Annotated in this window: 25 protein-coding genes and 4 tRNA genes; 11 read left to right on the forward strand and 18 right to left on the reverse strand. The window is 71.0% G+C overall.

Annotated elements, in window-relative coordinates; genetic code table 11:
* Nucleotides 1–7: 7 nt before the first annotated feature.
* From TR42_RS09560 to TR42_RS14340, 5 genes are all read right to left on the reverse strand, one after another.
* Entirely contained in the window at nucleotides 8–502 is a 495-nt protein-coding gene (locus TR42_RS09560; RefSeq protein ID WP_143059027.1) for a hypothetical protein, read from the reverse strand.
* 135 nt (nucleotides 503–637) lie between these two features.
* Nucleotides 638–2,320: an energy-dependent translational throttle protein EttA gene (ettA, locus tag TR42_RS09565; protein ID WP_042215288.1), complete on the reverse strand. Its 1,683-nt coding sequence runs from the start codon at nucleotides 2,318–2,320 to the stop codon at nucleotides 638–640.
* A gap of 130 nt (nucleotides 2,321–2,450) precedes the next feature.
* Nucleotides 2,451–2,972, reverse strand: coding sequence for a single-stranded DNA-binding protein (locus TR42_RS09570; protein WP_042215289.1), 522 nt, complete (start codon nucleotides 2,970–2,972; stop codon nucleotides 2,451–2,453).
* 182 nt (nucleotides 2,973–3,154) lie between these two features.
* The gene (locus TR42_RS14850; protein ID WP_052405904.1) at nucleotides 3,155–4,615 is read right to left on the reverse strand and encodes a GTPase; all 1,461 of its coding nucleotides are present in this window, start codon (nucleotides 4,613–4,615) and stop codon (nucleotides 3,155–3,157) included.
* A complete protein-coding gene (locus TR42_RS14340; protein WP_052405906.1) occupies nucleotides 4,612–6,201 on the reverse strand; it encodes a dynamin family protein in 1,590 nt (529 codons plus the stop codon). The genes TR42_RS14850 and TR42_RS14340 overlap by 4 nt, the downstream gene beginning before the upstream one ends.
* 181 nt (nucleotides 6,202–6,382) lie before the next feature.
* Between TR42_RS14340 and TR42_RS09585 the strand changes: the two genes are divergently transcribed.
* A tRNA-Arg gene (locus tag TR42_RS09585) sits at nucleotides 6,383–6,456 on the forward strand.
* Nucleotides 6,457–6,566: 110 nt separating this feature from the next.
* Here TR42_RS09585 and TR42_RS09590 read toward each other — a convergent pair.
* Entirely contained in the window at nucleotides 6,567–7,613 is a 1,047-nt protein-coding gene (locus TR42_RS09590) for a heme-binding protein (RefSeq protein ID WP_201770796.1), read from the reverse strand.
* Between the two features lie 214 nt (nucleotides 7,614–7,827).
* Here TR42_RS09590 and TR42_RS14345 point away from each other — a divergent pair, with 214 nt between their 5' ends.
* Nucleotides 7,828–8,427 carry a TetR/AcrR family transcriptional regulator gene (locus TR42_RS14345; RefSeq protein ID WP_052405909.1) on the forward strand — a complete coding sequence of 200 codons (600 nt, stop codon included), beginning with the start codon at nucleotides 7,828–7,830 and terminating at the stop codon, nucleotides 8,425–8,427.
* 81 nt (nucleotides 8,428–8,508) lie between these two features.
* Nucleotides 8,509–9,618, forward strand: a complete 1,110-nt coding sequence (locus TR42_RS09600; protein ID WP_042215291.1) for an NADH:flavin oxidoreductase/NADH oxidase — start codon at nucleotides 8,509–8,511, stop codon at nucleotides 9,616–9,618.
* A gap of 1 nt (nucleotide 9,619) precedes the next feature.
* Here TR42_RS09600 and TR42_RS09605 read toward each other — a convergent pair whose 3' ends face one another.
* The 9 genes from TR42_RS09605 to TR42_RS09645 form a co-directional block, all read right to left on the reverse strand.
* Entirely contained in the window at nucleotides 9,620–10,639 is a 1,020-nt protein-coding gene (locus tag TR42_RS09605; protein ID WP_042215292.1) for a LacI family DNA-binding transcriptional regulator, read from the reverse strand.
* Nucleotides 10,640–10,641: 2 nt separating this feature from the next.
* Complete coding sequence (locus TR42_RS09610) at nucleotides 10,642–12,171, reverse strand: sugar ABC transporter ATP-binding protein (protein ID WP_042215294.1); 1,530 nt, start codon at nucleotides 12,169–12,171, stop codon at nucleotides 10,642–10,644.
* A gap of 55 nt (nucleotides 12,172–12,226) precedes the next feature.
* Nucleotides 12,227–13,249, reverse strand: a complete 1,023-nt coding sequence (locus TR42_RS09615) for an ABC transporter permease subunit (RefSeq protein WP_042215329.1) — start codon at nucleotides 13,247–13,249, stop codon at nucleotides 12,227–12,229.
* 8 nt (nucleotides 13,250–13,257) lie between these two features.
* Nucleotides 13,258–14,298 (reverse strand): ABC transporter permease, encoded by a 1,041-nt coding sequence (locus TR42_RS09620; protein ID WP_042215296.1) that lies wholly within the window; start codon nucleotides 14,296–14,298, stop codon nucleotides 13,258–13,260.
* Complete coding sequence (locus tag TR42_RS09625) at nucleotides 14,295–15,830, reverse strand: sugar ABC transporter ATP-binding protein (protein WP_042215298.1); 1,536 nt, start codon at nucleotides 15,828–15,830, stop codon at nucleotides 14,295–14,297. The genes TR42_RS09620 and TR42_RS09625 overlap by 4 nt, the downstream gene beginning before the upstream one ends.
* 106 nt (nucleotides 15,831–15,936) lie before the next feature.
* A complete protein-coding gene (locus tag TR42_RS09630; protein WP_042215300.1) occupies nucleotides 15,937–16,944 on the reverse strand; it encodes an ABC transporter substrate-binding protein in 1,008 nt (335 codons plus the stop codon).
* Between the two features lie 318 nt (nucleotides 16,945–17,262).
* Nucleotides 17,263–18,021, reverse strand: a complete 759-nt coding sequence (locus TR42_RS14350) for a hypothetical protein (RefSeq protein ID WP_052405911.1) — start codon at nucleotides 18,019–18,021, stop codon at nucleotides 17,263–17,265.
* A complete protein-coding gene (locus tag TR42_RS09640; RefSeq protein ID WP_042215302.1) occupies nucleotides 18,021–18,908 on the reverse strand; it encodes an ABC transporter ATP-binding protein in 888 nt (295 codons plus the stop codon). The genes TR42_RS14350 and TR42_RS09640 overlap by 1 nt, the downstream gene beginning before the upstream one ends.
* Nucleotides 18,905–19,261, reverse strand: a complete 357-nt coding sequence (locus TR42_RS09645) for a GntR family transcriptional regulator (RefSeq protein WP_042215303.1) — start codon at nucleotides 19,259–19,261, stop codon at nucleotides 18,905–18,907. The genes TR42_RS09640 and TR42_RS09645 overlap by 4 nt, the downstream gene beginning before the upstream one ends.
* A gap of 264 nt (nucleotides 19,262–19,525) precedes the next feature.
* Between TR42_RS09645 and orn the strand changes: the two genes are divergently transcribed.
* The 3 genes from orn (at nucleotide 19,526) to TR42_RS09660 (ending at nucleotide 21,043) form a co-directional block, all read left to right on the forward strand.
* Nucleotides 19,526–20,143 (forward strand): oligoribonuclease, encoded by a 618-nt coding sequence (orn, locus tag TR42_RS09650; protein ID WP_042215305.1) that lies wholly within the window; start codon nucleotides 19,526–19,528, stop codon nucleotides 20,141–20,143.
* 37 nt (nucleotides 20,144–20,180) lie between these two features.
* A tRNA-His gene (locus TR42_RS09655) sits at nucleotides 20,181–20,253 on the forward strand.
* Nucleotides 20,254–20,377: 124 nt separating this feature from the next.
* On the forward strand, nucleotides 20,378–21,043 hold the full coding sequence (locus TR42_RS09660; protein WP_074789526.1) for a DUF4126 domain-containing protein: 666 nt from the start codon (nucleotides 20,378–20,380) through the stop codon (nucleotides 21,041–21,043).
* 34 nt (nucleotides 21,044–21,077) lie between these two features.
* Here TR42_RS09660 and TR42_RS09665 read toward each other — a convergent pair whose 3' ends face one another.
* Nucleotides 21,078–21,833: an ABC transporter ATP-binding protein gene (locus TR42_RS09665; protein WP_081953296.1), complete on the reverse strand. Its 756-nt coding sequence runs from the start codon at nucleotides 21,831–21,833 to the stop codon at nucleotides 21,078–21,080.
* Nucleotides 21,834–21,891: 58 nt separating this feature from the next.
* Between TR42_RS09665 and TR42_RS09670 the strand changes: the two genes are divergently transcribed.
* The 3 genes from TR42_RS09670 (at nucleotide 21,892) to TR42_RS09680 (ending at nucleotide 24,461) form a co-directional block, all read left to right on the forward strand.
* The gene (locus tag TR42_RS09670; protein WP_236623419.1) at nucleotides 21,892–22,590 is read left to right on the forward strand and encodes an ABC transporter permease; all 699 of its coding nucleotides are present in this window, start codon (nucleotides 21,892–21,894) and stop codon (nucleotides 22,588–22,590) included.
* A complete protein-coding gene (locus TR42_RS09675) occupies nucleotides 22,587–23,318 on the forward strand; it encodes an ABC transporter permease (protein ID WP_042215335.1) in 732 nt (243 codons plus the stop codon). The genes TR42_RS09670 and TR42_RS09675 overlap by 4 nt, the downstream gene beginning before the upstream one ends.
* A gap of 138 nt (nucleotides 23,319–23,456) precedes the next feature.
* Nucleotides 23,457–24,461 carry a glycine betaine ABC transporter substrate-binding protein gene (locus TR42_RS09680; RefSeq protein ID WP_042215307.1) on the forward strand — a complete coding sequence of 335 codons (1,005 nt, stop codon included), beginning with the start codon at nucleotides 23,457–23,459 and terminating at the stop codon, nucleotides 24,459–24,461.
* Nucleotides 24,462–24,527: 66 nt separating this feature from the next.
* On the opposite strand, the gene TR42_RS09685 is transcribed toward TR42_RS09680, so the two are convergent.
* Both TR42_RS09685 and TR42_RS09690 read right to left on the reverse strand, forming a co-directional pair.
* Nucleotides 24,528–25,577, reverse strand: a complete 1,050-nt coding sequence (locus tag TR42_RS09685) for an NAD-dependent epimerase/dehydratase family protein (RefSeq protein WP_052405912.1) — start codon at nucleotides 25,575–25,577, stop codon at nucleotides 24,528–24,530.
* A 383-nt stretch (nucleotides 25,578–25,960) separates the two neighbouring features.
* Nucleotides 25,961–26,036 (reverse strand) — tRNA-Lys (locus TR42_RS09690).
* A gap of 120 nt (nucleotides 26,037–26,156) precedes the next feature.
* On the opposite strand from TR42_RS09690, the gene bcp reads away from it, so the two are divergent.
* Both bcp and TR42_RS09700 read left to right on the forward strand, forming a co-directional pair.
* The gene (gene bcp, locus TR42_RS09695) at nucleotides 26,157–26,627 is read left to right on the forward strand and encodes a thioredoxin-dependent thiol peroxidase (protein WP_042215308.1); all 471 of its coding nucleotides are present in this window, start codon (nucleotides 26,157–26,159) and stop codon (nucleotides 26,625–26,627) included.
* A gap of 58 nt (nucleotides 26,628–26,685) precedes the next feature.
* Nucleotides 26,686–26,767 (forward strand) — tRNA-Leu (locus tag TR42_RS09700).
* Nucleotides 26,768–26,771 lie beyond the last annotated feature (4 nt).

Genomic DNA, 26,771 nt, shown 5'->3' on the forward strand with positions numbered 1-26,771 from the left:
CACCAGATCAGGGGCCACCTCCGACATGGAGCGTGGCTTCTCCGCTGGTGACGTAGCCGTTCACCGCGGCATCGGCTCGGAGTCTGACGGTCACATCGAGGCCTCGGATGACCGTGTGTGCGACGCACATCACCTGACCCGACCGGGTCTCCTCCCCCTCGCCGTCGCAGCGCCGAGGCACCGCGTCGTCCCACACCGCTCTCTCGTGCATGTCCCACTCGGCGCCGGCGATGAGCTCGAGGTCGGCCGGGTCCGCCGGCAGCACGTCCACGTCGTACGCGCGCCTGGTGTAGTCGCACGGGATCCCGCTGAATCCGCCGAAGGGGTCGAGACACGACCAGGCGTTGCGGGACAGCTCGCTCGTGAGCGTCCAATCGTCGGGGATCACGAGAGCGTCGAGCACCTGACCGTGCGCGCGTTCGTGGAGCCCAGCGTTGATCCACGGCCACGCGAGCAGGCCCGCTGCCGCCGCCACGACCGCGACCTTCACGGATGCTCGCACGCTCGCCCCCTCCTGCGTCGTGGATCCCGAGGGAATGATATACCTGCTATTCACTGTTCCGGCGGAGCGGCACCACGGCCGGGCGGACACGCGAGAGCCCCCTGGTGCGCTGCACCAGGGGGCTCTCGATACGGATCAGTCGCGCGTGAGCTTGCGGTACGTCACGCGGTGCGGGCGGGCCGCCTCGGCGCCGAGGCGCTCGACCTTGTTGGCCTCGTAGGACTCGAAGTTGCCCTCGAACCAGAACCATTTGGCCGGGTCCTCCTCGGTGCCCTCGTACGCGAGGATGTGCGTCGCGACGCGGTCGAGGAACCAGCGATCGTGCGAGACCACCACGGCGCAGCCGGGGAACTCGAGCAGCGCGTTCTCGAGCGAGCCGAGGGTCTCGACGTCGAGGTCGTTGGTCGGCTCGTCGAGCAGCAGGACGTTGCCGCCCTCCTTGAGCGTGAGCGCGAGGTTGAGACGGTTGCGCTCACCGCCCGAGAGGATGCCGGCGGCCTTCTGCTGGTCGTGGCCCTTGAAGCCGAACGCGCTCACGTAGGCGCGCGAGGGCATCTCCACCTTGCCGACGTTGATGTAGTCCAGGCCGTCGGAGACGACCTCCCACAGCGACTTGTCGGGGTCGATGCCGCCGCGGCTCTGGTCCACGTAGGACACGTCCACGGTCTCGCCGACCTTGAGCTCGCCGCCGTCGAGCGGCTCGAGGCCCACGATGGTCTTGAAGAGCGTGGTCTTGCCGACGCCGTTGGGGCCGATGACGCCGACGATGCCGTTGCGCGGCAGCGAGAACGACAGCCCGTCGATCAGCGTGCGGTCGCCGAAGCCCTTCTTGAGGTTCTTCGCCTCGATGACCACGGAGCCCAGGCGCGGGCCCGGCGGGATCTGGATCTCCTCGAAGTCGAGCTTCCGGGTCCGCTCCGCCTCGGCCGCCATCTCCTCGTAGCGGTTGAGGCGGGCCTTGGACTTCGCCTGGCGGCCCTTGGGGTTCTGGCGGACCCACTCGAGCTCGTCCTTGAGGCGCTTGGCCAGCTTGGCGTCCTTCTTGCCCTGGACCTGCAGGCGCTCCTGCTTCTTCTCGAGGTAGGTCGAGTAGTTGCCCTCGTACGGGTACAGGCGGCCGCGGTCGACCTCGCAGATCCACTCCGCGACATGGTCGAGGAAGTAACGGTCGTGCGTGACGGCGAGCACGGCGCCGGGGTACTTGGCGAGGTGCTGCTCGAGCCACAGCACGGACTCGGCGTCGAGGTGGTTGGTGGGCTCGTCGAGGAGCAGCAGGTCGGGCTTCTCCAGCAGCAGCTTGCACAGCGCCACGCGGCGGCGCTCACCGCCGGAGAGGACGGTGACGTCGGCGTCCGGCGGCGGGCAGCGCAGCGCGTCCATCGCCTGCTCGAGCTGAGCGTCGAGGTCCCACGCGTTCGCGTGGTCGAGCTCCTCCTGGAGCGTGCCCATCTCCGCGAGCAGGGTGTCGTAGTCGGCGTCGGGGTTCGCCATCTCCTCGGAGATCGCGTTGAAGCGCTCAAGCTTGGTGTAGATCTCGCCTACGCCCTCGCGGACGTTGCCGATGACGTCCTTCTCCTCGTTCAGCGGGGGCTCCTGCATGAGGATGCCGACGCTGTAGCCGGGGGTGAGGCGCGCCTCGCCGTTCGACGGCTGCTCGATGCCCGCCATGATCTTGAGGATCGTGGACTTACCTGCGCCGTTGGGACCGACCACGCCGATCTTCGCGCCCGGGTAGAAGGCCATGGTGACGTCGTCGAGGATGACCTTGTCGCCGTGCGCCTTGCGCGCCTTCTGCATGGTGTAGATGAACTCTGCCACTGCTGCTCCGTCAATAGAACTGTGCGGGCGCGCGGGCGCCCGGATGCCGCCCCCTAGCCTACGGGAGGACGATGCGGCGGCGGGCGCGAGCGCGCACGCTCCCGCCGCCTCGTCCGGCGTCGCCCCGGGTTCAGGCGAGCGGCGCCATCGCCTCGTCGTCGCCCACGGGGTCCTCCGCCGCGTCGAACGCGGGCTCGAGATCGTCGGCGGGCGGCTCCTCGTCCGCCCCGGTGTGCGACGCGGCGATCGCTCCGGCGGCGGCGCTCATGTCCTCCGCGGTCAGCGACGCGTCCCCGGTCGCCCGGGTGAAGGTCGCGACGCCGCGCATGCAGTCGGGCCCCAGCGCGGACGCGTCGATGACATGGTCGACGCGTGTCCCGTCCTTCGCCTCCCAGGTGCTCGTCCTCATCCGGCCGGTGACCACCACCGGCATGCCCTTCTCGATGGACCGCTTCACGGTGATCGCGGCGCCACGGAAGGCGCGGACGGTGAACCACTCGGTGACGCCGTCGACCCAGACCGACCTCTCGCGGTCGTAGAAGCGCGGCGTCGAGGCCAGGCGGAACGACGCGATCGCGAGGTCCCCCTGGCCCTGGAACAGCCGGACGTCGGTGGCGACCCAGCCGGCGACGGTGATGGTCAGCTCGTTCATGCTCTCCTCCCTGGCACCGCACGGTGCGGCTGGAGCCAGGGTCGGGGCGGGCATGGGGACGATGCGGCGCGCGCCGCGGTGCGGTGGATCGCGCCGGAGCCGCGGGACGCCGGGGACATCACGCGCGTGCAGCCGAGGCGCGGGACCCGACGCGCGGGCCTCGGCCCGCCGCCGCATCGGCGTCAGTCCCGGTGGTGCTCGTCCCGGTCGCGCATCACGGGCGCCCAGATGTCCGCCGGCAGCGGCTCCTCCTCGACAGGCGCGACGGCCTCGGCGGGGGCCTGGACCGGCTCCTCGTCGTGCGCGGGCTGCTCGGGCGCCGAGGCGCGCGCGATGACCGTGAGCTCGTCGAGGTTGCGGTACGCCTGGTGGATCGCATCGGTGGGCTGCACCACGTGCGGCTCGATCGCCGACAGCACGGCCTCCCGTCCCAGGCGCAGCATCTCCTTGCGGATCACGCTCCCGCGGGCCCGGCGCCGGAACAACGGCGCGTGGTCCGCGACGGGCCACTCGACCGCGGCGAGCGCGATGTCGATCTCGCGCGTGAGGGCGTCCGCGGGATCGATCGCCTCATCGATCACCACGCGCCACTGGACGGGCAGCCCCTCGGAGGCCGCGTCGACCCAGTCGAGCCGCTCGCGGTCGACCACCTCGAGGCGCATCCTCTCCTGCACGGGCACCGACGACGCCTTGCCCGCCACCACCGCGGCGGCCGCCTCGGCGCGCGCGTCGACGCCGGCGGCCTTGGCCAGCGACGCGACCAGCTCGGCGACGTCGGGAAGCTCGGGGTCGGCGTCGCGCGCGAGGGCGCGCTCGAGCGTGCGGCCGGCGTCCACGAGGTCCGCGGCGACCGCATCGGCCGCGACGGACCGGGCCTGCACCGCCCCCTCGATCTCCGCGCGCAGCACGTCGACGCCCTGGCCGGTGCGCGCGCTCACGGGCATGACCGGCACAGAGAGCATGCCGTCCTCGGCCAGCAGGCGCTGCAGGTCGCGGGCGACCTCCCACGCGTCCTGCGTCGAGAGCCGGTCGACGTGGTTGAGCGCGACGAGCGACGGCTGCCCCGTCGCCGACGCCTCGCGCAGATACCCCTCGTGGATCGCGTTGTCCGCGTACTTCTGGGGGTCGACCACCCACAGCAGCAGGTCGACCCGCGGCAGGATGCGGTCGACCACCTCGCGGTTGTGCGCGTTGACCGAGTCGTGGTCGGGAAGGTCGAGGAGGATGAGCCCCGTGAGCTCGGGGTCCTCGGACAGCGGGGCGTCGTCGCGACGGAGGCGGCTGCCGGGCTCGACGCCCAGCCAGTCGAGGAGCGCATCGGCGCGCTCGTGGCCCCAGACCGCGGCGCTCACGTGCGACGTGGTGGGACGCGCGACCCCGGAGATCGCGAACTCGACGCCGGTGAGCGCGTTGAAGAGCGTGGACTTGCCGGAGCCCGTGCCGCCCGCGAGCGCCACGACCGTCCAGTCGATGCCGAGCTCGAGGCGCTCGTCGCAGCGGTCGACCGCCGCGTGCAGCTCGGTGCGGATGGGCGCGGGGATGGCCTCGCTCGCCCACTCCAGCGACGAGCGCAGGCGCTCGACGCGCTCGTGGAGCACCGCGGTCTCGTCCTTGGGCGAGACCTCTTCGAAGCTCACGCTCACAGCAGCCCCCTGAGCTCGGCGCGGCGCAAGCGGATCTTGGCCGACGAGTCCGGCATGAGCGACGGGATGTCGGTCGGCTTCATCATGTCGAGGGACTCGCGGTTGACGCAATGCCTGCGGGCCGCGTCGAGCTCCTCGCGCGCCTGGTCGACGGCGTCGCCGACGGACTGCGAGGTGAGGATCATGAGCGCGGTGCGCGCCTGCTCGATGCCGAGCGCGGCGCTCGCGAGCGTGGTGGTGAGGCCCGGCTCGCCGATCACCGCGATGCCGTGCTCGGCTCCGGGGAGCGCGAGGACGATCTCCTGGCAGCGGTGCGCCCACCGGCGCGCGGCGTCCGCGGCCTGGCGCTCGCGCGCCTGACGCGCGTCGCGCGGATCGCGACGCTCCGCGAGCCACGGCCCCACGCCCGTCTCGGCCTTGCGCAGCGCCTCCTCCATCGCATCCGCGACGGACGATGCGGCGAAGACCAGCCGCGACTCGACGGCCTCGAGGAGGTCGCGGTAGATCGCGTGCAGCACCTCGTCGCGCTGCTCGCGCGCGTGGCGACGCCGCACCCACCGGGTGTTGCGGAGCTTGAACAGCGCGCCGCCGTCGGCGGTGGCCTGCTGCCAGCGCGCCGTGAGAGCGCCGGTCGGGATGGTCTCCCACCAGCGGTCGCCGCCCTCCTGCTGCACCTGCGCGGCGGCGCGGCGCACCTCGGAGCGGACGTCCTTCGCGGCGGCGGACTGGTCGTCCATCGCCTCCGCGAGGGTCTCGAGCCATTCCTTGAGGGACTCGGCGGCGCCGTGGAGCGTGCGCTCGACGATGGTGGTGGCGGAGGCCGCGGCGACCGAGTCGAGCCAGCGGCCGAGCCCGCCCACCACGTCGCGCGGCACGGTGGCCTGGCGCGTCGGGTCCTCGGGGATGACGAAGAGCGGCAGCGTCTCGAGGTGCTCGGTCGCGAGCCGGTCGACCAGCTCGCGGCGCACCTGCGCGGCGACGTCGACGGTGACGCGGTTGAGGACCACCGCGATCGAGGCGCCGCGGTCGGCGCCGGCGCGGAGCGCCTCCCACGGCACCGCGTCGCCGTAGCGCGCGGCGGTGGTGACGAAGATCCAGAGGTCCGCCGCCTCCATCATGAGATGGGCGATCTCGCGGTTCTCGCCGCTGATCGAGTCGAGGTCGGGCGAGTCGACGAGCGCGAGGCCTCGCGGCATCGCCTCGGTGGCGACCACCTTCGCGCGCGCGGCGACGTCGGTGAGCACCTGCGTGTCGAGGGGGTGGTGGAACAGGTGCGGCACGCGCGTGGTGGGCCGCAGCACGCCCGACGGCGTGAGCTGCTCGCCTACCAGGGCGTTCACCACGGTCGACTTGCCGGCGCCGGTCGATCCCGCGACCACGACGATGGCGGGCGAGGCCTCCTCGCGGACGCGCGGGATGAGGTGGTGGTCGAGCTGGTCGAGCATCCGCTGGATGGTCTCGCGTGCCTCCTCGACGCCCGCGGTGGGCAGCGGCAGCTGCACCCCCGCGACCACGCGGCGGGTGTCGACCAGGGCGTCCAGAAGGTTGCCGGGGTACGACCACGTCTTGATGGGTCGCATGCTCATGCGACGGCGCACCCTCTCCGAACCATGCGACAAGGGTAGCGCGGGGGCCTCGTACCAGGCGGCACGGACGCGGCGCTGCGGCGAACGCGGTTCCCGTCGGCTCGCGCGCAGCCGTCGCGGCTCCCCGTCCGAGAGGCACTGCCCGCGGGCACTACCCTGGTGACCGCGGCATCGGCCGCCGGCCCTCGTAGCTCAGCTGGATAGAGCATCGGACTTCTAATCCGCAGGTCGCAGGTTCGAATCCTGCCGGGGGCACCCAGGCGACGAGGGCCCCTCCCCAGCGGAGGGGCCCTCGTCGGGTCGCGGCCGGTGCGGGCCGCGGGCATGCGGCGCGACGTGGAACGCGCCGCCGAGGACCGTGCGGGTCAGTAGCCCGGCATCGTCGGCTTCTCGGGTGTCGCCTCCTCCACCTTCTCCATGACGTTGATCGAGACGTGCGGCCACTTGATGAGCCCGGGCTCGCCGTCACGCCGCGGGAAGAACTCGAGCATCACGGTCTGCGTGTAGGCGAGCAGCAGCTCGGGCTCGTCCTCGCCTCCCTCGAGCTCGAGGATCCAGAACGTCGCCGTCATCTCCGAGACGTCGGCCTGGCGCTCGACGAACGGGATGTTGTGGACCCCCGCCCGGTCGAGCTTGGTGTCGAGGAACAGCACCGTGTTGTTGGCGACGTTTGTCGGCAGCGCGTTGAGGAGCGCGTTCGGGCTCACCGGGTCGAAGAGCCCTTCGAACCTGTTGTCGTGGAAGTGCTTGTACGGCGCGAGGTAGGCGCGCTCGAGCAGCGCCTCGACATCCACCTCCTCGCCTTCCGGCGGCGCAGGGAACGCCCCGATCGGAAGCCCCGAGATGTCCTCGATGCGCGCGGGCTGATCCGTCGTGAGGAACCTCCCGAGAGCGAGCGCCGAATTGCCGTGCGGAATCGACGCGAGACGGGCGATGTTGATCCCGTCGATTCTGGGCTCGCCCATGTGCAGGAAAAGCCCGGGCTCGTGATGGATCGCCAATTCCGGATCTCCCGCGAGCCCGCTCTTGGGAAAGTCGTCCGCGGCGATCTGCGAGATCATCTGCTCGTAATCGAGCGTGACCACCAGCTGGTCGGTGTTGGTGCTGTCCCCTCGCACCCCGGGCTCACCGATATCGATGCCCCGGTTGGGAACGCGCTTGTCGACGAGGGAGAACTTGATCTCCTCGTTGAACTGGTTCACCAGCAGGCGGTAGTCGAGCGCACCGCCCTCCTCGGCGAACGGCAGCGCGATCATGTTCCATCCGCGGCCGTTGAGCCGGTCCGTGTTCTTCCACGTGCCCGGCAGGAGCTTGAGCGGACCCAGCTCCTCGTCGGTGGTCGACGCGATCTCGACCACGCGCGAATTCGCGCGATACCTCTCGGTGTAGAGGCTGTCCATCTTGGTCAGCATCGCGTACCCCCCTCCCCATTGAATTCGGCAACGCAGTGTTGTCATGCCTGCATCGGCGCAGGCACAGTTTCCGATTTCATCACGATTTCGACATTTCGAAAACGGGCAGGAATGCGATCGTGCATCTACGACGAGGAATGCGGAGCGCCTCGTCGGGACCCGTGCGCCCCAGGGGTCTCGACCGCCCGGGACCCCCACTGGCTAGGCTGGGCTCGTGACCACGGATCCCCGGTTCGCGCGCAGCGCCGACGCACTCGCCGATGCGGTGCTCACGCTCGCCGCAGAACGCCCGATCGAGCGGATCGCGGTGACCGAGATCGCGCGCCTCGCGGGCGTCACGCGCGCGACCTTCTACAACCACGCGACATCCCCCGCGGCTCTCCTCACGAGCGTGCTGCTGCGCGAGCTCGACACCATCCGCGACTCGTTCTTCGCCGACGTCGACCTCGCCCCCGACCGCATCGAGGAGACGTGGAGGGCCTCCGAGCTGGTGCTCGTCGAGCATGTGCTCGCACACGCCGACGTCTACCGGCGCGGCCTCGCCCAGGCCGCGGGCCGGCACGGCTCGGTGCTGTCCGAGCTGCTGGCGGGCCACGTCGAGGCGAGCCTGCTCACGTTCGCGCGCGATCACGGCGTCGACCTCGGCGGACCCGACGCGCTGCGCATCGCGATGGCGGCGGCCTTCGTGGGCCAGGGCACGGCCGGCGCGCTGCGCGTCTGGCTCGAGGGTCCCGCTCCGCTGGACCCCGAGGTCGCGGTCGGCACGATCCTCTCCCTCATCCCTCCGCTGTGGTTCACCGTGGCGCGCGCCTGACGCCCCCGGAATCACGGACGCGCTCCCGCTGTTCACGCCCCACCGGCCCGCACCCGCGCGCCGGCACTCGAGAAGGAACCCATGACCTCCCTGCTCTTCAGCCCCCTGCCCCTGCGCTCGATCACGGCGCGCAACCGGCTCTGGGTGAGCCCGCTGTGCCAGTACTCGTGCGAGCAGCGTGACGGCGTCCCCGACGACTGGCACCTCGTGCACCTCGGCTCGTTCGCGCGAGGCGGCGCGGGACTGGTCATGGCCGAGGCGACGGCCGTGGCGCCCGAGGGCCGGATCTCGCCGTGGGACACGGGCATCTGGGACGATGCGCAGCGCGATGCCTGGGCGCGCATCGTCCGCTTCCTCCACTCGCAGGGGGCGCTCGCCGCGATCCAGCTCGCGCACGCGGGCCGCAAGGCCTCGACGTACCGCGAGTGGAGCGGCTCGGGAACGGTCCCCGCGAGCGACGGCGGGTGGACCACGGTCGCGCCGTCGGCGATCGCGTTCGAGGGCTACGAGCAGCCCGTCGCGCTCGACGAGGACGGCATCGCCGCGGTGATCGAGGCGTTCGGCGAGGCGGCGCGGCGGTCGCTCGAGGCGGGCTTCGACGTGCTCGAGGTCCACGCCGCTCACGGCTACCTGCTCCACCAGTTCCTGTCGCCCGTCTCGAACTCGCGCGAGGACCGCTGGGGCGGCAGCCTCGTGGGCCGCGCGCGCCTGCTGCTGCACGTCGTCCGCAAGGTGCGCGCGGTCGCGGGCGACGACGTGCCCGTGTTCGTGCGCGTCTCGGCCACCGACTGGCTCGAGCCCGAGGGCTGGACCCTCGAGGACACCGTCACCGTCGCGCAGTGGCTGCGCGAGGCCGGCGCCGACCTCGTCGACACCTCGACCGGTGGCCTCGTCCCCGGCGCGGTGATCCCCGTCGCCCCCGGGTACCAGGTGCCGCACGCGACCGCGATCAAGGAGCGCTCCGGCATCGCCGCGACCGCGGTGGGGCAGATCGTGGATGCGGCGCAGGCCGAGCGCATCGTCGCCTCCGGGCAGGCCGACGCGGTGTTCGTGGGCCGTGAGTTCATGCGCGACCCGCACCTGCCGCTGCGCGCCGCGCACGAGTTGGGCGTCGAGCTCGACTACTGGCCGCCGCAGTACCGCCGCGCGTCATGGGCCAAGCGCCCCGCGACCGCGGCCGAGGAGGACTGAGCTACCCGCGGCTCGAGGCTCGCGTCGACCCGCGCACCACGAGCCGCGTCGGCAGCGGCGTGTCCGAGGTCTCGCCGTCGTGCTCCTCGAGCGCCACCAGCACCTTCTGCATGATCTGCCGGCCGAGCGCCTCGAAGTCCTGACGGACCGTGGTGAGCGGCGGGTAGAGGTAGCCGGCCTCGGGAATGTCGTCGAAGCCGACCACGCTGACGTCCTCGGGCACGTTCAGGCCGCGCTGGCGGAGCGCGGACAGCAGCCCGATCGCCATCTGGTCGTTGCCGGCGAAGACCGCGTCCCCTGCGGCGACGTCGATCTCGAGCCCCAGCCGGTGGCCGCTCTCCGCGGTCCAGTCGCCGTGCACGGGCTCGACCACCTCGAAGCGCCGTGCCGCGAGCTCGTCTCGCCAGCCGCGCACGCGCTCGGTCGCGTCGGGCGCCTGCGCGGGCCCGGCGAGGTGGAGGATCCGCTCGTGGCCCAGCTCGGCGAGGTGCTGCACCGCCGAGCGGGCGCCCCGGTACTGGTCGATGGAGACGATGCGCGGGTCGCGGCGCGCGGTCGAGGCCGCCGCGACCACGGGGATCGCGAGGTCGAGCCCGCGGACCACCTCGAGCGCGCCCGCGTACGCGACGACCACCACGACGGCGTCGACGCGCTGGCGCAGCAGCCCCTCGAGCGCGGCCCGCACCAGGGCGGGGTCGCTGTCGACGGTGCTCACCGCGTCGACGCTGTAGCGCGCCGCACGGGCCGCGAGGTTGAAGTGCATCGCGATCGACGCGGGCCCGAAGTCGACGGCGCCGGGCGTGATGAGGCCGATGGTCCGCGTGCGGCGGGTGACCAGGGCGCGGGCCGCGGGCGACGGGCTGTAGTCGAGCTGCGCGATGGCCTTCTCGACGCGCTCCTTGGTCGCGGGCCTCACGTTGGGCATGCCGTTGAGCACGCGCGACACCGTCTGGTGCGACACGCCCGCGAGCCGCGCCACGTCGAAGATGTTGGCGGCCTTCGCGCTCCCCTGCTTCGCCACGCTCAGTCCTCGCCCTCGTCCTCGTCCGGCTGCGCGACGAGCGCGAGCAGCGAGTCGGCGGTGAGGTCGGCCGCGGCGACCGTCTCGACGATGCGTCCGTCGCGCATCACGGCGACCCGGTCGCCCACGCGAAGCACCTCCTCGAGCTCGGCGGAGATGAAGACCACCGACATGCCGTTGTCGGCGAGCTCCGCCACGAGGTTCTGGATCTCGACCTTCGCGCCCACGTCGATGCCGCGGGTCGGCTCGTCGAGCACCAGCACGCGCGGGGACAGCGCGAGCAGCCGCGCGAGCAGCACCTTCTGCTGATTGCCGCCCGAGAGCGTGCCCACCGGGCGGTCGAGGTCCGGCGGCCGGATGTCGAGCGCGTCGACCCAGCTCGCCGCGAGCTCCCGGCGGCGCGCGGGCGGGATCCGCCGGAACACCCCGCGCTCGGACTGCAGCGCGAGCGTGATGTTGTCGACCACGCTGAGCTCGGCGACGATGCCGTCGCGGCGGCGGTTCTCGGACGAGTAGACCACCCCGAACGAGATCGCGTGGCGCGGCGAGTCGAGCCGGACGGCCTCGCTCTCGATGCGGATCACCCCGGCCTCGAGATGCGCGACGCCCGTGAGGCCGTGCGCGAGCGACGTGCGCCCGGATCCGAGCAGCCCCGCGACGCCGAGCACCTCGCCCTCGGCGAGGTCGACGTCGGCGTCGGCGATCCCCTGGCCCACCGACAGCCCGCGGGCCCGGAGCACGGCGGCGCTCGCCTCGTCCGCATCGTCCTCGGAGGCGCGGCCGCGCGCGCGGACCTCGCCGATCTCCCGGCCGAGCATCTTCTGCACCAGGTCGATGCGCAGCAGCTCGCCGGTGAGGTACTCGCCCACCATCGCGCCGTCGCGCAGCACCGTGATGCGGTCGGCGAGCTCGTAGACCTGGTCGAGGAAGTGCGACACGAAGAGGATCGCGACGCCGCGCGCCTTGAGCTCGCGGATGAGCCGGAACAGCTCGGCGACCTCGTCGAGGTCGAGGCTGGACGTGGGCTCGTCGAGCACGAGCACCCGCACGTCCGCCGAGATCGCGCGGGCGATGGCGACCAGCTGCTGGACGGCGACGGAGTGGGTGCCGAGCAGCGAGCCCGGGTCGATCGACAGGCCCAGCTCCTGGAGCAGCCCGGCGGCGCGCTCGCGCATGAGCTGCCGCGAGATCACGCCCGAGCGGCGCGGCTCGCGCCCGAGGAAGATGTTCTCCGCGACCGAGAGGTTGGGCAGCAGCTCGATCTCCTGGTAGACGGTCGAGATGCCGGCACGCTGCGCCTCGTGGGGCGACGCGAAGGCGACGCGCTCGCCCGCGAGCCGCAGCTCGCCCTCGTCCATCGCGAGCGCGCCGGTGATCGCCTTGATGAGCGTGGACTTGCCCGCGCCGTTCTCGCCCATGAGCGAGTGGACCTCGCCGGGGAACAGCCGGAAGTCGACGTGATCGAGCGCAGCATCGGCACCGAAGCGCACCGTCGCGCCGGTGAGCTCGAGCAAAGGCCGCACCTCGTCCACGCGCCCATTATGTGGGTGCGGACGAGGTGCGGCGTGCAACGTGGCTGGAAGAGGGCTAACGACGGCCCTCCGAGCGGGCGACGATCGCGCGCTGGACCACGATGAAGAGGAGCAGCAGCGACCCGACGATGATCTGCATCCACGACTGCTCGGCGCCCATGAAGTTGATGATCGTCTTGATGGTGCCGTAGACGAACACGCCGACCATGGATCCGAGCACGTAGCCGCGCCCGCCGGTGAGCAGCGTGCCGCCGATCACCACCGCGGCGATCGCGTCGAGCTCGGTGCCGATGCCGTTGCGGGGGTAGCCCGCACCGGAGTACGCCGTGAGCAGGAGCCCCGCGAGGCCGGCGCAGAAGCCGGAGATCACGTACGCCGCGATCTTGGCCCGCCCGACCTTGAGACCCATGAGCCGCGCGGACTGCTCGTTGCCGCCGATCGCGTAGATGGTGCGGCCGAAGCGCGTGAGGTGGAGCACGAAGGCCGCCACCGCCACCGTGGTGAGCGCGATGATCCCGGTCGGGGTGATGTACCAGTCGCCCAGCCGGATGCGCGTCGACTGGAGCCACAGCACCGCATCGTTCTCGACCTTGATCGAGGACAGGCTCACGATGTACGCGAGGCCGCGCCCGAGGAAGAGCCCGGCGAGCGACGCGATGAACGGCTGCACCCCGAAGTACTGCACCAGGATGCCGATGAGCAGGCCGATCGCGGCGCCGCCGAGCAGGATCGCGGGGATCGCGATGCCCACCGGGACGCCGTCGCCCAGCATCTTCGCCCCGAGGATGCCCGTGAAGGCCATCACCGAGCCGACGGACAGGTCGATGCCGCCGGTGAGGATCACGAACGTCATGCCGACGGCGAGCACCAGCAGCACCGCGTTGTCGAGCAGCAGCGCCGAGATGTTGCGCGGCGTGATGAAGTCGCCGCGCAGGAAGATCTCGCCGCCGATGAACAGCAGGATCAGGATGAGGACGGCCGCGAAGCTGGGCATCATCCCGCCGTGCCGGCTGATGAAGGTCTGCACCGGGGACTCTCCTCGCTCCTTCGTGCGGGTCTCCGCACGCGCCATGGTCATCGCGGCCATCACGCCACCTCCACCTTCTCGTCGGCCTCGCTGCGCGACCTCAGCCGCGTGCTCAGGGCCGCCAGACCGTCGCGCAGCCGCGAGGACTGCACGATCACCACGATCACCACGACGACCGCGAAGAACACCGGGCTCTGCGCGGACGAGACGCCGAGGAAGAGGATGGTCGACTCCAGCGTCTGGATGATGAGCACGCCGACCACGGTGCCGGCGATCGAGAACTTGCCGCCGTTGAGCGACGTGCCGCCGAGCACCACCGCGAGGATCGCGTAGAGCTCGATGAACACGCCCGCGGCGTTCGCATCGGCCGCCTTGATGTTCGAGGCGTAGATGAGGCCCGCGATGCCCGCGAGCATGCCGCTCACCATGTACGCGCCCCAGATGATGCTGCGCGACCTCACGCCCGCGAGGCGGCTGGCCTCGGGGTTGATGCCGACGGCCTCCGTGAGCACGCCCAGCGCCGTCCGGCGCTCGACCAGGCTGAGCACGATGATCGCGACCAGGCCGATGAGGAACGCGAACGGGAGGGCGAACAGGTAGCCCGAGGCGATGAACGCGAAGGGCTCGGAGTTGACGGTGGTGATGAAGCCGCCGGTGATGAGCAGCGCGACACCTCGCCCGGCGAGCATGAGCACCAGGGTCGCGATGATCGGTTGGATCCCGACCACCGAGACGAGGAAGCCGTTCCATGCGCCTAGGACGAGCGACACGAGCACCGCGACGACGCAGGCGATGAGCACGGTGCCGACGTTGCCCGGGTCGTCCGAGCCGTCGATGATCGTGAGGGCCACGGCGCCCGAGACCGCCATGGTCGCGCCGACCGAGAGGTCGATGCCGCGGGTGGCGATGACGATGGTCATGCCGAGCGCGACGAGCATGAGCGGCGCGGACTCGCGCAGGATGCTGATGAGCGGGCCGTAGAGCTCGCCGTCGCGCATGGTGATCTTGATGAACTGCGGACGCGCGACGGCGTTGACGACGATGAGCGTCAGCAGGGCGACGATCGGCCAGAAGAGCCGATGCTTGTAGATGGCGGTCATGCCGCGGTCCCCTCACCTGCGTTGGCGATGTAGTCGATGAGCGCGTCGAGGTCGGTGGTCGCGGCCTCGAGCTCGCCGATCTTCTTGCGATCCCTGAGTACCACGACCCGTTGCGCCATGCGCAGCACCTCCTCGAGCTCCGAGGAGATGAAGATCACGGACAGGCCCTGCGCGGACAGCTCCGCGACCTTGCGCTGGATGTCGGCCTTGGCGCCGACGTCGATGCCGCGCGTCGGCTCGTCGAGCACGAGCAGCTCGGGAGCCGTCGCGAGCCAGCGCGCGAGCAGCACCTTCTGCTGGTTGCCGCCCGAGAGGTTGCCCACGAGCGCGTTCGGGTTGGCGGGACGCACACCGAGGGCCTCGATGTACTCCTGCACCACGGCGTCCTGATCCTTCTTCGGGATCTTCTTGAGCCATCCCTGACGCGCCTGCATGCCGAGCACGATGTTCTCGGCGACGGTGAGGTCCGCGACCACGCCCTCCTCGCGACGGTTCTCCGAGGACAGCGAGATGCGGTGCTCGATCGCGTGGCGGGGCTGGTGGAGCCTGGCGTGCTCGCCGTGGACCTCCACGCTGCCCTCGTCTGCACGGTCGGCGCCGTAGAGCAGGCGCACCAGCTCGGTGCGTCCGGAGCCCAGGAGGCCGGCGATGCCGACCACCTCGCCCTCGTAGATCTCGAGGTCGGCGGGCTCCAGCACGCCGCGCTTGCCCAGCCCGGTCGCCTTGACCACGGGGGTGCCCGTGCGGTCGATGCTGCGGTGCGAGGAGTTCGCGATCGCGGCGAGGTCCTCGAGCTCGCGGCCGATCATCTTGGTCACCAGCGCGTCGCGCGGCAGCTCCTCGATGGGGTACTCGCCCACGAGCGTGCCGTTGCGGAGCACCGTGATGCGGTCGGAGATCTCGTACACCTGGTCGAGGAAGTGCGAGACGAACAGGATGGCGACGCCCTTGTCGCGCAGGTCCCGGATCACGCCGAAGAGCTGCTCGACCTCGCCGCGGTCGAGGCTCGAGGTCGGCTCGTCGAGGATGAGCACCTTCGCGTCGAGCACCATCGCGCGGCTGATCGCGACCAGCTGCTGGATCGCGATCGAGTGGTTCGAGAGCATCGAGCGGGTGTCGAGCTGCAGCCCCAGGCTGTCGAGGTGGCGCGCCGCCTCGCGGTGCGTCGCCTTCCAGTCGATCCCGGTGCCGCGACGCTTCTCATGCCCGAGCATGACGTTCTCGCCGACGGTGAGGTTGGTGCAGAGGTTGACCTCCTGGTACACCGTCGAGATGCCGGCCTCCTGGGCATCGGCCGCGGTGTCGAAGGTCTGCCGCTCCCCCGCGACCGCGATCGACCCGGAGTCGATCGCGTACACGCCGGTGAGGGCCTTGATGAGTGTCGACTTCCCCGCGCCGTTCTCGCCCATGAGCGAGTGGACCTCGCCGGGCCGCAGCGTGAAGTCGACGTTGTCCAGGGCGAGGACGCCGGGGAACCGGATGGTGATCCCGCGCATCTCGACGATCGGTGGGACTTCGATGTCCGCAGTCATGAGGGGCAGCTTTCTGGTCGGTGCCGCGGGTCCCCGCTGCGGGGGCCGGCCTGAGCCGACCCCCGCAGGTGGAGCCCGCGCCTACAAGGTCACGATCCGGAGAGGATCAGTACTTGCGGTCCGGCAGCGCCGCCTCGGCCGCGGCCTGGTCGAACGCCAGGTCCTCGACGTACTGCACGGCCTCGACGTCGTCGCCGTTGATCACACCGGTCACCGCGGCGGCGACCAGGTCGCCGAGAAGCGGGTTGCACTCGACGATGTAGTTGATCTTGCCGTCGACGAGCGCCTGCATGCCGTCGTGGACCGCGTCGATCGAGATGATCTTGATGTCCTCGCCCGGCACCGCGCCGGCCGCCTCGATCGCCTCGATCGCACCGAGCGCCATGTCGTCGTTGTGCGCGTAGACCAGGTCGATGTTGTCGACGCCGTAGTTCTGGATGAACCCCTCCATGACGGACTTGCCGCCGTCACGGGTGAAGTCACCGGTCTGCGAGTCGATCTTCTCGATCATCGTGCCCTCGATGGCCGCGTCGAAGCCGGTCGCGCGGTCGTTGGCGGGAGCCGATCCGGTGGTGCCCTCGAGGACCACCATCTTGGTCTCCTCGTCGCCGTACATCTCGGCGGCCCACTCGCCCGCCTTGACGCCCTCCTCCTCGAAGTCGAGGCCGATCCACGCGGCGTAGAGGTCCTCCGACGCCGAGACCGTGCGGTCCTCGAGGATCACCGGGATGCCGGCATCGGCGGCCTCGGTGAGGACATCGTCCCAGCCGTCCTCGACGATCGGCGCGATGACGATCGCGTCGACGCCCTGGTTGATGAAGCCGCGGACCGCGGCGATCTGCGCCGCCGTGTCGTTGTCCGCCGCGTTGAAGACGAGCTCGAAGCCGTTGTCCTCGGAGAACGCCGTCTTCATCGACTCGGTGTTGGCCGAGCGCCAGCCCGACTCGGAGCCGGTCTGCGCGAAGCCGACGACGATCGTGTCGCCGCCACCGCCGCCGCCGTCACCCGACGCGGCATCGCTGCTGCCGGTGTCGCCGCCGTCGGAGGAGCATGCCGTCAGCGCGAAGGCCGCAGCCCCCGCGAGTGCCATGCCGGAGAGAAAACGCTTCTTCATATCAGAACCTCCCTGTCCTGCCCGGCTTCGTTGCCGGATCGAGCGCGTTGCCCCACGACACCTACGTTGGTGCCGTGCAATTCGCATATTAGCGCTCACATTGTGAGGGTTCACAAGCACGCCAGGGTCACGGTTATGTAACGGATCGGCGTCCTCGTTGCGTTCACGGTGACAGGCGACGGCACCATGGGGTCACGCGAAATGTGAATGCTCACTTTTCGCGGAGCGCCTGAGCGCGGCGGGCCCGCGCATCGTCGAGGGGGGACGATGCGCGGGCCGCTTCTCATGCCGGCCGCGCGGGGCGCGGCGGGCGGTCGGTCAGCCGCGCACGGGTGCGCGCCGGATCACCAGCCAGCCGAGCACGGCCAGCACCGCGCTCAGCGGCAGCGTCCAGGCCATCACCACGGCGATCGGGTTGTCGCGGAAGAAGGCGACGAGCGTGTCGCCCGCCTCGAGGGCCCACCAGATCAGCGCGACCACCGCGAGCGACAGGCCCGCGAAGTACGCGTAGAGGCCGTAGGCCCGCCACCGCACGAACAGCGCGCCGATGAGCGCCCCCATCGAGGTGAAGAGCAGGTAGAGCGCGAAGTAGTGGAAGCCCACCACCGCGAGCGGCTCGTCGTACAGGTACGCGGGCGCGTAGAACGAGCCGTCGAGGCCCCATCCGTCCGTCGCGCGCTCCACCGCCGCGAGGATCGCGAGCCCCACCGCGTAGACCAGCGCCATCGCGGCGAAGAAGGCCACGGTGCCGGCGTAGTAGTCGCGCCGAGTCGAGGACATGCCCATCGCGAAGCGGAAGCCCGCGTTCATCGCCTGGATCGCGACGATCATCATGTAGATGACCAGCCACGAGACTCCCCCGGCGTAGCGGAACGCGTCGGGGTCGAGCTCGCCGCCCGCGTAGTGGCTGATGAGCGCCCAGATGCTCCAGGTGAGGCCATGGACGCCGAGCAGCACGATCCACGGGAGGATCGCGGCGGGCCACGGGTTGGCGACGTGGATGCGTGCGGCGTTCCAGACGCGGCGGCCGGTGGGGATCTGCGCGGCGGGACGTACGGGTTCGGCGATGGCGGCCATCACGCCGCCTCCTCTCGGGTGGTGGCGCCGCCCGTGCGGCGCACGATGAGCTGCTGAAGGGACACGGGCGTCACCTCGAGCCCGGACGATGCGGCGAGCGCCTTGTCCTGAGCGTCGAGCCCCGCGACGGTGGCGGAGGAGATCCCCGCGACGCGCTCGCGTCCGAGGACCTCGCGGCCTTCGACGAACGCGTCGACGTCCGCGGCGCGGCCCACGAGCGTCGACGCGGCGCCGCGGAGGTCCTCGGTCGCGGCGTCGATCTCGAGGCGGCCCTCGTGGATGACGAGCACATGGTCGAGCAGGTCCGCGGCCTCGTCGATGAGGTGCGTCGACAGCACGATGGTGCGCGGGTGCGCGGCGTAGTCCTCGAGAAGCCGGTCGTAGAAGACATGGCGGGCGACGGCGTCGAGCCCCGCGTAGGGCTCGTCGAGCAGCGTGAGCTCGGCGCGCGACGCGATCCCGACGATAGCCCCGACGGCCGAGCGCTGCCCGCGCGACATCTTCTTCATCATCCGGTCGACCGGCACGCCGAAGTCCGCGACCAGCCGGGCGGCGAGCGCGGCGTCGTAGTGCGGGAAGAACCGCTCCGCCATCGCGAGCACGTGGCGGCCCCGATAGGCGTCGGGGTAGCCCTGCGACTCCTTGATGAAGCACGTCCGGGTGAGGGCGCGGGCGTTCTCGACGGGGTCCTCCCCGAAGATCCTCACGGTGCCGCCGCTCGCGAAGTCCTGGCCGGTGACGAGGTTCATGAGCGTGGTCTTGCCGGCGCCGTTGCGACCGAGCAGACCCGTCACGCTCCCCTCCTCCACCGCGAACGTCACGCCGTCGACGGCGTGCACCGAGCCGAACCGGCGGCTCAGCGCCTGGGCCTCGATGATGGCGGTCATCGTCCCGCCTCCTTCCTGATCATGTCGATGAGCGTCTCGGGGTCGATCCCGAGCGTCGTGGCGCGCGCCACGAGCGGCGCGACGTACGCGCCCCTGAACTCGTCCCGCCGGGACGCGAGGAGCAGCGCCCTCGCCCCGGCCGAGACGAACATCCCGATGCCGCGGCGCTTATGCAGCACCCCGGCGTCGACCAGCAGGTTGACGCCCTTGAGCGCCGTGGCCGGGTTGATCCGGTGGAACGCCGCGAGCTCGTTGATGGACGGCACCTGGGACTCCTCCGGCATGGAGCCGTCGAGGATCCGGTCCTCGAGCTGCTCCGCGATCTGCTGGAAGATCGGCCTGCCGTCGTCCACCGCGCCTCCTGGTCCGTTGGTTAGTTACTTCACTAACTAACCAACCATGTCGACTCCGATCCGTCAACCCCTCGCACGATTCCCCATGCAGGGAGTGACGGGAAGGGACTCCCAATGGAGGAAGTGACAGGAGGCGACTCCCAATGGAGGAAGTGACAGGAGGGGACGATGTGCGGGCCGCGACCGTCTCCTGCGTCACCCTGGTCACACCGTTCACCCGTGCCATTGGGAATCGTGCGGGCGGGCCTCGATAGGGTGAGCACCATGACTGACACCCCGCTCGTGTGGATCGACTGCGAGATGACGGGCCTGGACGTGGGCAGCGACGCCCTCGTCGAGGTCGCGTGCCTCGTGACCGACTCCGACCTCAACGTCCTGGGAGACGGCGTCTCCGTCGTGATCAAGCCCTCCGCCGAGGCCCTCGCGGGCATGGGCGACTTCGTGCGGACCATGCACGAGACGTCGGGCCTGCTGCCCGAGCTCGAGCACGGCACCACCATGGAGGATGCGCAGGCGCAGGTGCTCGCATACATCCAGGCGCACGTGCCGGTCGCCGGCAAGGCGCACCTCGCGGGCAACACCGTCGGCATGGACCGCATGTTCCTCGAGCGGGACATGCCCGAGGTCATCGGCCACCTCCACTACCGCGTCGTCGACGTGAGCTCGCTCAAGGAGCTGGTGCGCCGGTGGTACCCGCGCGTGTTCTTCCAGGCGCCGGCGAAGACCGGCGGGCACCGCGCGCTCGGCGACATCCGCGACTCGATCACCGAGCTGCGGTACTACCGCGAGACCATCCTCGTCCCGCTGCCCGGCCCCGACTCGGACGAGGCCAAGGCGGCCGCGGCCCGCGTGGCGCCGGACGCGTCAAGAGCAGCCCCGTAGAACCGGTACACTGGTCTCCGTCCCGCGAGGGACGATGGTGGCTATAGCTCAGTTGGTAGAGCACCGCGTTGTGGTCGCGGGGGCCGCGGGTTCAAGTCCCGTTAGCCACCCTGATCCGAAGGCCCCGGCGTCGCAGACGCCGGGGCCTTCGTCGTCCACGTCCGCCGGCGGGGTCCCGCGCGGCGACTATCCTTGCCGAGGTGCCGCACCGCGGCCCACGATCCAGGAGGTCCCATGCTCGCAGCGCTCACGGGTGCCGGCCTGTCCGCAGCCGCCGGTCTGAACGCCTTCATCCCCCTCGTCCTCGTGGGGCTGTTCGCGCGCTTCACCGACTTCATCGTGCTCCCGGACCAGCTCGACTGGCTGCAGAGCTGGCCCGCGATCATCATCGGGCTGCTGCTGCTCGCCGCCGAGCTGGTGCTCGACAAGATCCCCGGCGTCGACCACATCAACGACCTGCTGCAGTCGCTGGTGCGCCCGCTCGTCGGCGGCGTGATCTTCGCCGCGACCGCGGCCTCCCAGGTGATCGACCAGAGCGAGTTCTGGCAGGAGAACCCCCTCATCGCGGGCGTGGTCGGCGCGGTCATCTCGGCCGGCGTGCACACCGCGAAGTCCGCGTCGCGGCCGTCCGTCAACGCCGCGACCGCCGGCACCGGCGCCCCGGTCGCCTCGTTCGCGGAGGACGCGACCGCGGTCGGCCTCAGCCTCATCGCGATCTTCGTGCCGATCCTCGTCATCGTGGTCCTCATCGCGATGGCGGCGGTCTTCTACCGCATCGTCACCACCGGCCGTCGGCGCCGCCGTCGCCGCGCGCAGCTCGAGGCCGAGGAGCGCGCCGAGCGCGAGGAGCGGGCCGCCGCCGGCATCAAGACGCCGTGGTGGCGCGGGCGCTGGCGCTGACGCACCGGCGCATCGTCCCGGGACGATGCGCCCCTCAGGCCGCGGGCGCCTCGCCGAAGTCCGCGAGGAAGTCGGCGACGAAGTCGTTCGCCGGGTCCCCCGTCACCTCACCGGGCGTGCCGAGCTGCTCGAGCACGCCGCCGCGCGACAGCACCGCGATGCGGTCCGCCAGCAGCACCGCCTCGCGCATGTCGTGCGTCACCATCACCACCGTGGTCCCCAGCTCCCGCTGGAGCGCCTGGAACTCGCGCTGGAGCCGGCGCCTGCCCTGAGGGTCGACCGCGCCGAAGGGCTCGTCCATGAGCATCACGGGCGGGCTCGCCGCGAGCGCGCGCGCCACGCCGACGCGCTGACGCTCGCCGCCCGACAGCTCGTGCGGATAGCGGGCGCCGTACACCGGGTGCGGGAGGCCCACGAGCTCGAGCAGCTCGTGCACGCGCTCCCGGGTGCGCTCCTTGTCCCAGCCGAGCAGGCCGGGGACGGTGGCGACGTTCTGCGCGACCGTGCGGTGGGGGAAGAGGCCCACGTGCTGGATGACGTAGCCGATGCCGCGGCGCAGCTCGACCGGGTCCCGGCCCATGACGTCCTCGCCGCCGAGCAGGATGCGGCCGGAGCTCGGCTCGACGAGGCGGTTGATCATCCGCAGCGTGGTCGACTTGCCGCAGCCGGACGGGCCGACGAGCGCGAGCACCTCGCCGGCGCGCGCCTCGAGGTCCAGCTCGCCGACCGCGACGGTGCCGTCGGCGTACACCTTGCCCACCGCCTCGAGCGTGATCCCCGTGGTGTCCATCGGTCCACCGTAGCGCGAAGCCTCGGGGCGTCGAGAGGCCCCGGTGTACGGTCGAACGGTGGATAACCCCTGGCTGTCGCTCGACTATCTGCGCCGCAGCGGCGACGAGGTGTGGGCGCACCTCGTCATCCACACCTCCCTGACGCTCCAGGCGATGCTCATCGCGGTCGCCATCGCGCTGCCGCTGGCGATGCTCGCGCGCCGCTCCCGGCGGCTGTCCGGACCGATCCTCGGAATCACCGGCGTGCTGTACACGGTGCCGTCGTTCGCGCTGTTCGCGCTCCTCGCGCCGTTCACCGGCATCGGACGCACCACCGTGCTCATCGGCCTGGTCGCGTACGCGCTGCTCGTGCTCGTGCGCAACACGCTGGTCGGGCTGCAGGGCGTGGATCCCGACGTGGTCGACGCGGCGCGCGGGCTCGGCTACTCCCCCACGAGGCTGCTGCTCACGGTCGAGCTGCCGAACGCGCTGCCGAGCATCGTCGCGGGCCTGAGGATCGCGACGGTGTCGACGGTCGCGCTCGTGACCGTGGGCGTGGTGGTCGGCTACGGCGGGCTCGGGCAGCTGATGTTCCGCGGGATGCAGTCGAACTACCGCGCGCAGATCGCCACGAGCTCGCTCCTGTGCCTCGCGCTCGCGCTGGTGCTCGACCTCGCGATCGTGGCGCTCGCCGCCTGGGCGATGCCGTGGACGCGAGGCTCGCGCGCGCGGCGCCGGCGGCGGGGGCGGGCGCGCGTCGAGGAGGCGGCGGCATGAGCACCGTCTCGGACGCGTGGGACTACCTCACCGACCCGGAGAGCTGGACCGGGTCGCACGGCATGTTCGGCACCAACCTCGACGGCTCCCTGCGCTTCCAGCAGGACTCGATCATCGCGCTCACGCTCGAGCATCTCTACATGTCGATCGCCGCGGTGGGGATCGCCGCGGCGCTCGCCCTGCCCCTGGGGCTGTGGCTCGGCCACGTCCGGCGCGGCGGAGGCGTCACCACGGTGATCTCCAACACCTCACGCGCGATGCCCACGCTCGCGCTGCTCACGCTGTTCAGCGCCTCGGCCATCGGCTTCGGCAACCGCGCCGTCATCATCGCCGCCGCGATCTTCGCGTTCCCGCCGATCCTCACCAACACGTTCACCGGCATGGCGGGCGTGGACGCCGATGTGCGCGAGGCCGCCTTCGGCCAGGGCATGACGCGGCTCCAGGTCGCGCTGCGGGTCGAGCTGCCGCTCGCGGTGCCGCTCATCGCGGCGGGCATGCGGACCTCGACCACGCAGACGGTCGCGACGGTGCCGCTCGCCGCGCTGGTGGCCGGAGGCGGCCTGGGCGTGATCATCAACACCGGGGTGGCGACGCAGCGCTACGGGCAGGTGCTCGCCGGCGGCCTCCTCATCGCCGCGCTGTGCCTCGCGATCGACCAGCTGCTCGCACGCGCGCAGCGCGCGGTGACTCCGCGACCGCTGCGCACCGGCGCTCCCGTCGCCGCTTGAGGCGCTTCCGGGACGCTCCCACCCGTCCGCCCGCGCGCCGAGCGCGAATGGTGAATACCCTGGAAACCGTGCCGAGCGGGAACATCCGCGCATCAGCCGCGGTTGCGACCCGTGTACGCCCCCGAAGCGAGGAGTGACATGCGAAGCACCAACGGAAGCCTGGCGGCAGGGGCCGCCGCGATCCTGCTCCTGGCCGGATGCTCGTCCGGCGACTCGGGCGGAGACTCCAGCGACACCGCGACCGCGGGTTCGGGCGCGACGTCGGACGGCGCGATGGCCGTCGAGTGCCAGCCCGTCCCCGGCGACTCGCTCGTGGTCCTCGACGACGACCTTATGCTCCAGAACGCCGACAACGTGATCCCGGCGATCAACGCGGACGCCGCGACCCCCGAGCTCGTGGCCGCGCTCGACGAGGTCTCGGCGGTGCTCACCACGGACGACCTCATCCAGCTCAACAAGGCCGTCGACATCGACCGTGCGACCTCCGAGGAGGCCGCGACGCAGTTCGTCGCCGACAACGGGATCTCGGCCCCCGACCAGGGCTCCGGCTCGATCGTCATCGGCGCGGCGAACTTCTCCGAGAACATCACGGTCGCCTCGATCTACGCCGCGGTGCTCTCCGACGCCGGCTGGGACACCGAGGTGCGGACCATCGGCAGCCGCGAGACCTACCTTCCCGCGCTCGAGGGCGGCGAGATCCAGGTGGTCCCGGAGTACGCGGCGACCGTGACCGAGTACCTCAACCTCGCCGCCAACGGCGCGGATGCGGATCCGGTCGCCTCGGGCGACGTCGACGCGACCGTGACGGCGCTCGAGCCGCTCGCCGCAGATGCGGGCCTGGTCTTCGGTGCCCCGTCCGAGGCTCAGGACCAGAACGCGTTCGCCGTCACCACGGCGTTCTCGGACGAGTACGGCGTCACCTCCCTCACCGAGCTCGCGGACACCTGCGGGACCATCTCGCTCGGCGGGCCTCCCGAGTGCCCCGAGCGTCCGTTCTGCCAGCTGGGCCTCGAGGAGGAGTACGGCCTCGAGGTGGCGCAGTTCGACTCGCTCGACGCGGGCGGGCCGCTCACCAAGAACGCGGTGCGCCAGGGCCAGGTGATGGTGGGCCTGGTGTTCAGCTCGGACGGCGAGCTCGGCTGATCTCGCCGCCACGCACGAGGGCCCGGTCCGTACGGACCGGGCCCTCGTGCGTGAAGCGGGGGCGGATCAGGCCGCCGCGCCCATGACGCGCACCGGCTCGAGGTAGTACTCGGCGGCCTGGCGGCGCGTGGTCTCGGCGGGAGTCGCGCCCTCGTCGACCGAGCGCACCCAGTCGATGATGCGCTCGGCCGAGCGGCGCAGGTCGAAGGCGTGGTGCCAGTCGAGCAGCTCGGCGGCCTTCGAGCCGTCCAGCCACAGGAGCTTGTCCTCCGGGAAGCCGCAGACGTCGCGCTCGGGGCTGAGCAGCGCCTCGTCGCCCCACGCCCGGGCCAGCTCGAAGACCATCTCGCCCGCGGTGTGGCCCGACGTCGGAGGAGCGAAGTTCAGCGCGTGCACCTGCTCGCCCTCGGCCGTCAGGAGCCGCGCGCCGAGGCGGACGAAGCCGTCGACCACATCGAGGACGTGCTGGAACGGGCGCACCGCCAGCGGGTCGCGGACGGCGAACACGTCGCCGTCCTGGAACACCTTGACGCAGTTGGGCACCAGGCGGTCGGCGAAGTCGCCGCCGCCGATGACGTTGCCCAGGCGGACGGACGCGGCGCGGTGCGGGGCCCCGCCCAGGCGGGGCAGGTCCATGTACTCGCGGAACATGTTCTCGGCCATCGACTTCGAGGCCGAGTAGGGGCTGCGGCCGCCGATCGGGCTGTCCTCGTTGAGCATCCCGCTGTCCGCGGTCATCGGCACGTAGCACTTGTCCGACGTGACGTGGACGACGGCGGGCATCATGCCGAGGCGCTCCGCCTCGAGGATGTTGAGCGAGCCGTTGAGGTTGACGTCGAAGGTCAGGTGGGGCTCGTCGAAGCCGCGACAGAGAATGGCCTGCGCGGCGAGGTGGAAGACGATGTCGGGTCGCGTCACCTCGATCGCGGCGAAGAGCTTGTCTCGATCGCGGACGTCGCCGCGGATGCGCTTGACGCCCATGGTCTCGAGCCACTGCGCACGGGTCTCCGAGTCCGGATCGTCGTCGGCCGAGTAGCCCACGACGGTCGCGCCGAGGTGGTCGAGGACCGTGGCGAGCCACGCTCCGATGAATCCGCTGTGGCCCGTGATGAGCACGGTCCTCCCGGAAAAGGTCGAGCTGTCGCCAGCCCTCTCAGCGTTGCCCATCACATTCCCCCGTATGGTGATCCCCCCTGGGCGGCTCGCGTCCCGAGGCTCCCCCGCTCAGCACCCCTGGGAAGCAGAACCCTCACCGCGCGGACATCTGCAGGATTCCGCCGGACCCGTTCGCCCCGCTTCGTCCCTTTTGTCCACGACTCCACTTGTAGCGCAACGAACGGCGGTTCGCTAGTGGCAATCGCGCCGGTTTGCGTAATTCGCGCGATTCGTGCGGGCTGGGGAGCCGCGCGCACGGGCGGCGCCGGACGGGGCCGAAGAGCGGCTCGGGCCGGAGAGGGAAGCACGAAGGCCCGGTCCAGATGGACCGGGCCTTCGACCGTTGGTACGCCCCCAGGGACTCGAACCCTGAACCCGCTGATTAAGAGTCAGCTGCTCTGCCAATTGAGCTAGAGGCGCATCGCCCGCTACCGCGGCGCGAGAGAAAACACTACATGACTTCGGGACGAAAGTGAAATCGGCACCGAGTCGCCCTCGGAGTGCGGCGGCCTGTCGGTCGCCACCGTTACCGTGGTCACCATGAGCGACTCCCGACTGAGCGTGGGCGACACCGCGCCCGACTTCACCGCCCCGACCGACACCGGCACCTTCAGCCTCGCCGACCTGCGCGGCCGCAAGGTCATCCTCTACTTCTACCCCGCCGCGATGACACCCGGCTGCACCACCCAGGCGTGCGACTTCCGCGACTCGCTCGACCGCCTTCACGCCGAGGGCTACGAGGTCGTGGGCATCTCGAAGGACTCGCCCGAGAAGCTCGCGAAGTTCCGCGAGACCGAGGGTCTCACCTTCACGCTCGTGTCCGACGAGGACCGCGCGATCCAGGACGCGTACGGCGCGTGGGGCATCAAGAAGCTCTACGGCAAGGAGGTCGAGGGCTCGATCCGGTCGACCGTCGTGTTGGCCGAGGACGGCACGGTCGCGCTCGCGCAGTACAACGTCAAGGCCACGGGCCACGTCGCCAAGCTGCGCCGCGACCTCAAGATCGACTGACGCACCCGTTCGTGGCGCGGACGGAGAGGGGCGGCCCGCGCCCGTATCCTTGACCCGCGCGCGAGTGGCGGAATTGGCAGACGCGCTGGATTTAGGTTCCAGTGCCTCCGGGCGTGGGGGTTCAAGTCCCCCCTCGCGCACGCA

Origin of the sequence: Demequina mangrovi (genome assembly GCF_000759715.1) — a bacterium.
Lineage (GTDB): Bacteria > Actinomycetota > Actinomycetes > Actinomycetales > Demequinaceae > Demequina > Demequina mangrovi.

Excerpts from the sequence above, each read along its gene's own strand:
- TR42_RS09640 (WP_042215302.1), bottom strand. The coding sequence starts at position 18,908 with ATGACCGCCATCATCGAGGCCCAGGCGCTGAGCCGCCGGTTCGGCTCG.
- TR42_RS09615 (WP_042215329.1), bottom strand. The coding sequence starts at position 13,249 with ATGACCATGGCGCGTGCGGAGACCCGCACGAAGGAGCGAGGAGAGTCC.
- TR42_RS14340 (WP_052405906.1), bottom strand. The coding sequence starts at position 6,201 with ATGAGCATGCGACCCATCAAGACGTGGTCGTACCCCGGCAACCTTCTG.
- TR42_RS09675 (WP_042215335.1), top strand. The coding sequence starts at position 22,587 with ATGAGCACCGTCTCGGACGCGTGGGACTACCTCACCGACCCGGAGAGC.
- TR42_RS09570 (WP_042215289.1), bottom strand. The coding sequence starts at position 2,972 with ATGAACGAGCTGACCATCACCGTCGCCGGCTGGGTCGCCACCGACGTC.
- TR42_RS09590 (WP_201770796.1), bottom strand. The coding sequence starts at position 7,613 with ATGCTGACCAAGATGGACAGCCTCTACACCGAGAGGTATCGCGCGAAT.
- TR42_RS09660 (WP_074789526.1), top strand. The coding sequence starts at position 20,378 with ATGCTCGCAGCGCTCACGGGTGCCGGCCTGTCCGCAGCCGCCGGTCTG.
- TR42_RS09625 (WP_042215298.1), bottom strand. The coding sequence starts at position 15,830 with ATGACTGCGGACATCGAAGTCCCACCGATCGTCGAGATGCGCGGGATC.
- TR42_RS09630 (WP_042215300.1), bottom strand. The coding sequence starts at position 16,944 with ATGAAGAAGCGTTTTCTCTCCGGCATGGCACTCGCGGGGGCTGCGGCC.
- orn (WP_042215305.1), top strand. The coding sequence starts at position 19,526 with ATGACTGACACCCCGCTCGTGTGGATCGACTGCGAGATGACGGGCCTG.
- TR42_RS09620 (WP_042215296.1), bottom strand. The coding sequence starts at position 14,298 with ATGACCGCCATCTACAAGCATCGGCTCTTCTGGCCGATCGTCGCCCTG.
- bcp (WP_042215308.1), top strand. The coding sequence starts at position 26,157 with ATGAGCGACTCCCGACTGAGCGTGGGCGACACCGCGCCCGACTTCACC.
- TR42_RS09600 (WP_042215291.1), top strand. The coding sequence starts at position 8,509 with ATGACCTCCCTGCTCTTCAGCCCCCTGCCCCTGCGCTCGATCACGGCG.
- TR42_RS14350 (WP_052405911.1), bottom strand. The coding sequence starts at position 18,021 with ATGGCCGCCATCGCCGAACCCGTACGTCCCGCCGCGCAGATCCCCACC.
- TR42_RS09680 (WP_042215307.1), top strand. The coding sequence starts at position 23,457 with ATGCGAAGCACCAACGGAAGCCTGGCGGCAGGGGCCGCCGCGATCCTG.
- TR42_RS09665 (WP_081953296.1), bottom strand. The coding sequence starts at position 21,833 with ATGGACACCACGGGGATCACGCTCGAGGCGGTGGGCAAGGTGTACGCC.